The organism is Niveispirillum cyanobacteriorum (genome assembly GCF_002868735.1).
Taxonomy (GTDB): Bacteria; Pseudomonadota; Alphaproteobacteria; order Azospirillales; family Azospirillaceae; genus Niveispirillum; species Niveispirillum cyanobacteriorum.
This window is the reverse complement of sequence record NZ_CP025611.1, coordinates 2,920,619-2,927,500: the sequence shown is the minus strand read 5'-3', so window position 1 is coordinate 2,927,500 and position 6,882 is coordinate 2,920,619. Positions and strand designations below refer to the sequence as shown.

At 65.0% G+C, this 6,882-nt stretch carries 8 protein-coding genes and 1 tRNA gene (1 of these 9 running past the window's edge); 5 read left to right on the top strand and 4 right to left on the bottom strand.

The window, feature by feature from the left end; all coding sequences use genetic code 11:
- Window positions 1-34 (bottom strand) — tRNA-Leu (locus C0V82_RS13605) (it extends 52 nt beyond the left edge of the window).
- 141 nt (window positions 35-175) lie between these two features.
- Here C0V82_RS13605 and C0V82_RS13600 point away from each other — a divergent pair.
- Window positions 176-697, top strand: a complete 522-nt coding sequence (locus tag C0V82_RS13600; protein WP_245924092.1) for a disulfide bond formation protein B — start codon at window positions 176-178, stop codon at window positions 695-697.
- Window positions 694-1,326 carry a demethoxyubiquinone hydroxylase family protein gene (locus C0V82_RS13595; protein WP_102112765.1) on the top strand — a complete coding sequence of 211 codons (633 nt, stop codon included), beginning with the start codon at window positions 694-696 and terminating at the stop codon, window positions 1,324-1,326. The genes C0V82_RS13600 and C0V82_RS13595 overlap by 4 nt, the downstream gene beginning before the upstream one ends.
- A 47-nt stretch (window positions 1,327-1,373) precedes the next feature.
- Here C0V82_RS13595 and C0V82_RS13590 read toward each other — a convergent pair whose 3' ends face one another.
- Together C0V82_RS13590 and C0V82_RS13585 are read right to left on the bottom strand one after the other, a co-directional pair.
- The gene (locus tag C0V82_RS13590) at window positions 1,374-1,799 is read right to left on the bottom strand and encodes a YccF domain-containing protein (RefSeq protein ID WP_102112764.1); all 426 of its coding nucleotides are present in this window, start codon (window positions 1,797-1,799) and stop codon (window positions 1,374-1,376) included.
- Window positions 1,800-1,842: 43 nt separating this feature from the next.
- Window positions 1,843-3,210 carry a sodium-dependent transporter gene (locus C0V82_RS13585; RefSeq protein WP_245924091.1) on the bottom strand — a complete coding sequence of 456 codons (1,368 nt, stop codon included), beginning with the start codon at window positions 3,208-3,210 and terminating at the stop codon, window positions 1,843-1,845.
- A 256-nt stretch (window positions 3,211-3,466) separates the two neighbouring features.
- Between C0V82_RS13585 and C0V82_RS13580 the strand changes: the two genes are divergently transcribed.
- Window positions 3,467-3,703 carry a hypothetical protein gene (locus tag C0V82_RS13580; RefSeq protein WP_054166617.1) on the top strand — a complete coding sequence of 79 codons (237 nt, stop codon included), beginning with the start codon at window positions 3,467-3,469 and terminating at the stop codon, window positions 3,701-3,703.
- 76 nt (window positions 3,704-3,779) lie between these two features.
- On the opposite strand, the gene C0V82_RS13575 is transcribed toward C0V82_RS13580, so the two are convergent.
- Window positions 3,780-4,577, bottom strand: a complete 798-nt coding sequence (locus C0V82_RS13575; protein ID WP_158659920.1) for a tetratricopeptide repeat protein — start codon at window positions 4,575-4,577, stop codon at window positions 3,780-3,782.
- Between the two features lie 51 nt (window positions 4,578-4,628).
- Between C0V82_RS13575 and C0V82_RS13570 the strand changes: the two genes are divergently transcribed.
- Together C0V82_RS13570 and C0V82_RS13565 are read left to right on the top strand one after the other, a co-directional pair.
- Window positions 4,629-5,552, top strand: a complete 924-nt coding sequence (locus tag C0V82_RS13570) for an SDR family oxidoreductase (protein ID WP_245924090.1) — start codon at window positions 4,629-4,631, stop codon at window positions 5,550-5,552.
- Window positions 5,553-5,593: 41 nt separating this feature from the next.
- Window positions 5,594-6,880 carry a DUF445 domain-containing protein gene (locus tag C0V82_RS13565; protein WP_102112761.1) on the top strand — a complete coding sequence of 429 codons (1,287 nt, stop codon included), beginning with the start codon at window positions 5,594-5,596 and terminating at the stop codon, window positions 6,878-6,880.
- Window positions 6,881-6,882: the final 2 nt, after the last annotated feature.

Below are 6,882 nucleotides of genomic sequence, written 5' to 3'. Positions count from 1 at the left end.
GAGTCTGCCGCGTCTACCATTTCGCCACGGAGGCACCGAGCGCTTCAACGCGAGGCGGCACTATAATGATGAAAGACGGGCGGTCAATCAAATCCTGTGGGGGTGCCGCTTGCGGCCATCGGTCCCATCGGGGTGGCCCTTTGCGGAGGCGGGTGTCATCATTATAGTGTGGGCCATGATGACTACGCCCCCCTCCCTGCTCGCCCGCCTTACCGGCGCGCCCCGCCTCCCCTCCGTGCTGCTGGTGCTGGCTGCGCTTACGGCGCTGGGGACGGCGTTCGCCTCACAGTATTGGGGCGGGTTGAACCCGTGTGAGATGTGCTGGTGGCAGCGCTATGCCTATATGACAGCGGTCGTGCCGCTGCTGCCCTCGGCCTTTCTGCGGCTGACGGCGGTACAGCGGCGGGTTTCACTGCTGCTGGGGGGACTGGTCTTTCTGGTAGGGACCGGCATTTCGCTGTTCCATGCCGGTGTGGAGCAGAAATGGTGGGAGGGTTTCACAGCCTGCACCGCCCCGATCAGCGCCGGCGGCCTGGACGATCTGCGCGCCGCCATCCTGGCCGCCCCCGTTGTACGCTGTGACGAGATCCCCTGGTCGCTGTTCGGCATTTCCATCGCCGGATTCAGCGCCATTGCCAGCCTGATGCTGGCCCTGTTCGCCGTGAAGGCGGCCTTTTCCACGGAGACGGCACGATGAGCCATCCCAACCCGACCCTGCCCGCCCATCTTCTGTCGCCCCGTCCGCTGGCCGACGGTCCCGCCATTGATGCCACTGACGTGCCCGCTTCGGCACGCCCGCGCCGGCTGCCCGGTGATCCCGCCCCCAGCTTGGAACGGATGATTCGCGTCGATCAGGCCGGCGAATATGGTGCCGTCCGCATCTATACGGGACAGAGTGCGGTCCTGGGTAAAGGCGATAAGGGTCCCATGCTGCGCCATATGACGGAGCAGGAGCAGGTCCATCTGGACACGTTTAACAGGCTGGCACGGGAGCGTGGCGTGCGCCCTACCCTGTTGCAGCCCGTTTGGCATCTGGCCGGCTGGGCGCTGGGGGCTGGCACCGCCGCCCTGGGCAGCCGGGCCGCGATGGCCTGTACGGTGGCGGTGGAAGAGGTGATCGACCAGCATTATGCCGAACAGGCCGAACAGCTGGGTCCCGAGGAAGCGCCGTTGAAGGCCACGATTGAGCAGTTCCGGGCCGAGGAGTTGGAGCACCGCGATATCGGTCTGGCGCATGAGGCGGAGCTGGCCACCGGCTATCCGGTCCTGTCGGCCCTGATCAAGGCCGGGTCGCGTACCGCCATCTGGCTGTCGCAGCGGATTTGAGGGTTGGGCTGGAGCGGTGGTACAAGACACCGCCCCAGCCCCGCGACTTACCGATAGCGCATCGCGTCCGCAACCTCGCGATCGATAATGGTCTTGCCGATGGGGGCAAAGGCCAGGCCCGCGAACTTGAAATGCTGCAGACCGAACGGAATGCCGATGACGGTAATGCAGCAGGCCAGCCCGATGATCAGGTGGCCCAGGCCCAGCCAGATGCCGCCGAACAGGAACCAGATCACATTGCCGATGAAGCCTAGCGGGCCAGTGCCGAGATCTTCGCGCCCCGTCAGGTCATCGCGCGACACAGCCACCCGGCCAAAAGGCCAGAACATGAAGATGGCGATGTTCAGCGCGGCCCGCGCCCAGGGAATGCCGACAATGGAAATGACCATGACCAGCGTCGCCGTCAGCCAGGCCAGCCCGGCATTCCAGCCGAACAGCAGCAGCCACAGGATATTCATCAGCAGATTGATCATCGCGCGGTCCCTCCTTTAAGGACGTCCCTTTCAATGTGGGCGGTCAGAAGAAATTTGAAACGACCGCTGCGACGACTCCGATTGGTGCCACTACGCGCACCAGGATGCGCCAGAGGCTGTAGAAGAAAGGGCTTTCAAACCCGACCGCCGCCACACTGTCCTGCCGCGTCACCACCCAGCCCGCAAACAGGGCCAGCATCACGCCGCCCAGCGGCAGCAGGATGTTGGAGGTGAGGAAGTCGATCCAGTCGAACCAGGTGCGGGTACCACCCAGCGGATGCACGTCCGACCAGATATTGAAAGAGAACAGGGTCAGGAAGCCCAGAACCCAGGCGACGATGCCGCCGATCCAGGCGAGCGCCGAGCGTGACAGGCGCACACGGCCCGCAAACGCCGCCACAATCGGTTCCAGCAGCGAGACCGAAGAGGTGAGTGCGGCGATGGCCAGCAGCACGAAGAACACCGCACCGAAAATGGCCCCGCCCGGCATGGCACCAAAGGCCACGGTCAGGGTCACAAACACCAGACCCGGCCCTTCCGAGGGGTTTAGTCCATTGGCAAAGACGATGGGGAAGATCGCGGCACCGGCCAGCACCGCCGTCAGGATGGCGGCGAAGACGATGACGACGGAAGTGCGGGGGATCGACACGCCGCCCGGCAGATAGGCGCCATAGGCCAGCATGGTGCCAAGCCCGATGGACAGCGAGAAGAAGGCCTGACCCGTGGCGGCCAGCACCACATCCCAGGTAACGGCCCCAAAATCTGGCTTGAACAGATAGACCATGCCGGCGGTGAAATCGCCCTCGATGCCCGCATAAATACAGAGCACGACCAGCAGCGCGAACAGGAGCGGCATCATCCAGACGACGGCCTTTTCAATGCCTGATTGAATACCACGCGCCACGGGGATGATGGTCAGCAGCATGAACAACGCGTGCCAGAAGGTCAGGGCCAGCGGATCGGCCAGGAAATCATTGAAGGCCTTGCCCGTTTCCGCCCCCGACAGGCCGGACATGCCACCGGTCAGCAATTTGGGGATATAGGCCAGCGACCACCCCGCCACGACGGAATAGAAAGACAGGATCAGGACAGCGGCCAGCACACCCACGCACCCGACCAGCCCCCAGATGGCCCGCCCCGAATAGCGGCGACCCAGATCGACCAGGGTCTCAATCGGCCCCTGCCGACCCATGCGGCCCAGGGTCAGTTCGGCAATCAGGATGGGCAGGCCGACGGCCAGCACACAGATCAGATAGACAAGCATGAAGGCGGAACCGCCGCCCGTGCCGATCATATAGGGGAATTTCCAGATATTGCCCAACCCGACCGAGGAGCCGATGGCGGCCATCAGGAACGCGAAACGCGACGACCATTGGCCGGCGGCGGCGCCGGCATTGTCATTGGATTGCAAGAGGTCTACCCCTGTTCCGATCCGGCCTTGATCCCCGCAACGGCGCGGACTGACCGGGTTTTGTCCGATATTTCAAGCAATAACCCCACCCCGCCGCCAGGGGCAAGCCCCGCCCGCGCCCGGTGGCGGTGATTCCAGGACGATTCCGTTACAGAAACCCTAACGCGCGCATGGATGCCGGCCCGGTCCTGCATTGATGGCGGATTGACGAGCGTTGCCGCAGCGCTTAGTTTATCGATAACAACTGAGGTGTGTGATGGCGATCAGCGGCGTTTCCTCTTATAGCTCTTCTGTCTTCCAGACCCCTGGCGTTCGCCCGGCGGAGAGCAATACGCGTGTTCAGCCGGTGCCCCCGTCTGATCAGCAGGCGCAGCAGACCGCCGCCACCCAGCAGGATAATCAGCAGACCAACACCAATCCGACCGACAATGAACGTCAGGAAGCGGTTGCCTCTGGTCGTACCCGTGGCAGCTTCGTGAATATCACCGCCTGATCCGGTGATCGGTTCAAAAAGGCGCGGTGCCCACGGGTACCGCGCCTTTTGTTTTTTGGGCCGGGTGAGACCCAAATCACTGTTCCTTCTTTTTCTTCAATTCCCGCTTCTGATCGGTCTGGGCGCGGTCAAGCGCGTTCAGGTTCTGCAGGGCGATGTTAGCAGCGGGTGTACCGGCGGCCACACGGCGTACCGATTCCCAATCCTGCTTGGCCCGTACCATATCGCTTTTGGCGGCGCGCAGATTACCGCGCAGCAGCAGCGCCTCCCCGCTTTGCGGCGACAGGCGCAGTGCCTCTTCCACATCGTTCATCGACTTGCCATCCAGCGCCAGCAGATGGTGCGCCTGGGCCCGCAGCAGCCAAGCCTCCGCCATCTTGGGTGCCAGTTCGACGACCTTGTCCAGATCGGCGATAACCTCCCAGTAGCGTTCCATGCCCGCGCGCGCGATGGCACGGTCCATCAATATCTGCGGGTCGCGTGGCGTTAGCTCCAGTGCCTTGCCGAACGCCGCTTCGGCCTGCGGCAGCTTATGGGCATTGGACCAGGCCGTGCCCGCCCGGCTCAGCAGGTTGGCGCGCACGGGCGGACGTTCGCGCACCATCTCCGCCGCCACCGACTCCAGCGCCGGTGCCGCCTGTTCCCAATCCCCGCGCAGCATCAGGGCCAGGGCCTGGCAAAGACGGGCATCCACACCCGCCCCCTGGCGTTCCCAGAGCTTTGCCTCTTCATAGGCGAAGTCGGGCAAGGCCTCGGCCCGGTCAAGGCAGGCGGTGCGGTTGGCGAAGATCGCCCCCTCCTGCGCCATAGCGGACAGCGGCAGGCACAGGGTGATAAGGGCGATCAACGCCCCGGCATTGAGCATTCGGTTCATGGCACGCTACAAATCCTGATCCGTCCCCTGCTGGCAAGTGTCAAAACGTTCATGATCACAACACCCCCCATGCCGGTCGACCGGCTGTTCATCTTCGGTCTGGGTTACACGGCCCTGCATCTGGCCGACCGTCTGCGTCGCATGGGCTGGTCGCTGGCCGGCACGGTGCGGGGACAGGACAAGGCCAATGCCTTGCGCGCGCAGGGCATTGACGCCTTCACCTTTGACCGTGGAAAGCCGCTCGCCGATATCGCAGCGGCACTGGATGGGGTCACCCATATCCTGTCATCGGTGCCGCCCGATGCCGATGGCGATGCCGTGCTGGACCATCACGGGGCCGATATCGCGGCGCGGGCATCTGGCCTGCACTGGGTCGGCTATCTGTCAACCACGGGTGTTTATGGTGATACCGGCGGTGCCTGGGTGGATGAGGAAAGCCCCCTGAAAGCGACTGGCCCGCGTGGACAACGGCGGGTGGCGGCAGAGGCGGGATGGATGGCCCTGCACCGGCAGGCCGGCCTGCCGGTGCATCTGTTCCGCCTGCCCGGCATCTATGGTCCGGGGCGTAGCGCCATTGATACGGTGCGGGCGGGTACGGCGCGGCGCATCGACAAGCCGGATCAGGTGTTCTGCCGCATCCATGTCGATGATATTGCCGGCGCCATCATCGCCTCCATGGCCGCCCCCCGGCCCGGCACAGCTTATAACGTCGTGGATGATGAGCCCGCCCCCGCCGCCCAGGTCGTGGAACATGCCGCAGCCTTGCTGGGGGTCGAACCTCCCCCACTGGAACCTTTCGATCCCGCAACAATGTCGACCATGGCCGCCAGCTTCTATGCCGATAATCGCCGGGTCCGGAATGACCGGCTTAAATCCTGGCTTCAATATCGGCTGATCCACCCCACCTATCGGGAAGGACTGGCGGCACAGCTGTTGGCGGAGACAAATAGTGTCAGGCCTGTAACGGCTGGGTAAATCCACAGGCGGACCGTTGCCGTCCAGGTTAGGATCAAGGAATGCACGACCCCGCCCCCCTGAACGACATCACCGCCCCCGTTGCCGCCGAAAGCGATGATGCGGCCCTGCGCCGCGATCTGTCGCGCCACCGCTGGATGGCGGGGTCCTGTCTGGCCCTGGCCGCCGGTGGCTGGGCCATCAGCCACGCCGCCTTCATGCCGCCCGGCATCGCGCCCGCCCTGCGGGCCGTGGCCGAGGCGGGGATGGTCGGCGGGCTGGCTGACTGGTTCGCGGTGACGGCCCTGTTCCGCCATCCGCTGGGCCTGCCGATCCCGCACACGGCCCTGGTGCCCCGCAACCGCGACCGAATCGCCGATGGCATCGCCGCCTATATCGACCGGGAGTTCCTGGAACCCGCCATGCTGGTGGAACAGGTGCGGCGCATGGACCCGGCGGCCAAGCTGGCCAATTTGCTGGCGGATGAGGAGGATCGGGGGCGGCTGGTCGATCTGGTGGCCGGCATGCTGCCAGGACTTCTATCACGGCAGGGCGATGCCCCGTTGGCCCAGGCCCTGGGCCGCGCGCTGGCCGCCGGTCTGTCACAGGCCGATCTGCGACCGGCACTGGCGGGTGCCCTGCGCCATTTCGTGAACAGCCCGTCACTGGAACCGCTGCTGCGGGAAATCGCGGACCGGCTGATCCATCTGATGCATGGGCAGCGTGGCTGGGTAGAGGCGGCGGTGGCCGGCAAATCCCGCTGGTGGATGCCGTCTTCGGTCGACAAATCCCTGGCCGACACGATCAATGAGGCGATCCTGGGCCATCTCTGGGATCTGCGCTCCCCCCACGCCCCGGCGGGGCAGGAGTTGCGCGACTGGCTGAAGGCCTTACCGGATGAGGTGGAGGCCGGGAGCGAGCTGGCCCAGCGTCTACTGGAGGCGCTGCGTCAGTTCACGGGGCCGGAGGTCGCAGGCCCGTTGCTGCATGACCTGCTGTCGGGTCTGCGCGACGCGGCGCTTGCCGATCTGGACCGGCCCGACGGCCATATCCGTTCGGCCCTGCATGGTGTGGCGGCTTCATTGGCCGATGCCATGCGGGAGGCACCGGTGCGCGACCGCCTGAATCAGGCGGTGGAGCAGGCCTTCACGTCCGCCCTGCCCCGCTGGCGCGAAGCGATTCGCGATTTCGTGGCCCGGACGCTGAAGGGGCAAGATGTGAAGGAGTTCACGCAGCGCCTGGAACTGCGGGTGGGCCGCGACCTGCAATATATCCGCATCAACGGCACCCTGCTGGGCGCCGCGATCGGCGGTTTGCTCTATGGCCTGAACCAATGGCTGGGTGGGTGACG

What these genes read in the sequence shown, in the direction of transcription:
- C0V82_RS13580 (WP_054166617.1), top strand. Translation starts at nt 3,467, where the DNA reads ATGGCGATCAGCGGCGTTTCCTCTTATAGCTCTTCTGTCTTCCAGACC.
- C0V82_RS13590 (WP_102112764.1), bottom strand. Translation starts at nt 1,799, where the DNA reads ATGATCAATCTGCTGATGAATATCCTGTGGCTGCTGCTGTTCGGCTGG.
- C0V82_RS13565 (WP_102112761.1), top strand. Translation starts at nt 5,594, where the DNA reads ATGCACGACCCCGCCCCCCTGAACGACATCACCGCCCCCGTTGCCGCC.
- C0V82_RS13570 (WP_245924090.1), top strand. Translation starts at nt 4,629, where the DNA reads ATGATCACAACACCCCCCATGCCGGTCGACCGGCTGTTCATCTTCGGT.
- C0V82_RS13575 (WP_158659920.1), bottom strand. Translation starts at nt 4,577, where the DNA reads ATGAACCGAATGCTCAATGCCGGGGCGTTGATCGCCCTTATCACCCTG.
- C0V82_RS13595 (WP_102112765.1), top strand. Translation starts at nt 694, where the DNA reads ATGAGCCATCCCAACCCGACCCTGCCCGCCCATCTTCTGTCGCCCCGT.
- C0V82_RS13600 (WP_245924092.1), top strand. Translation starts at nt 176, where the DNA reads ATGATGACTACGCCCCCCTCCCTGCTCGCCCGCCTTACCGGCGCGCCC.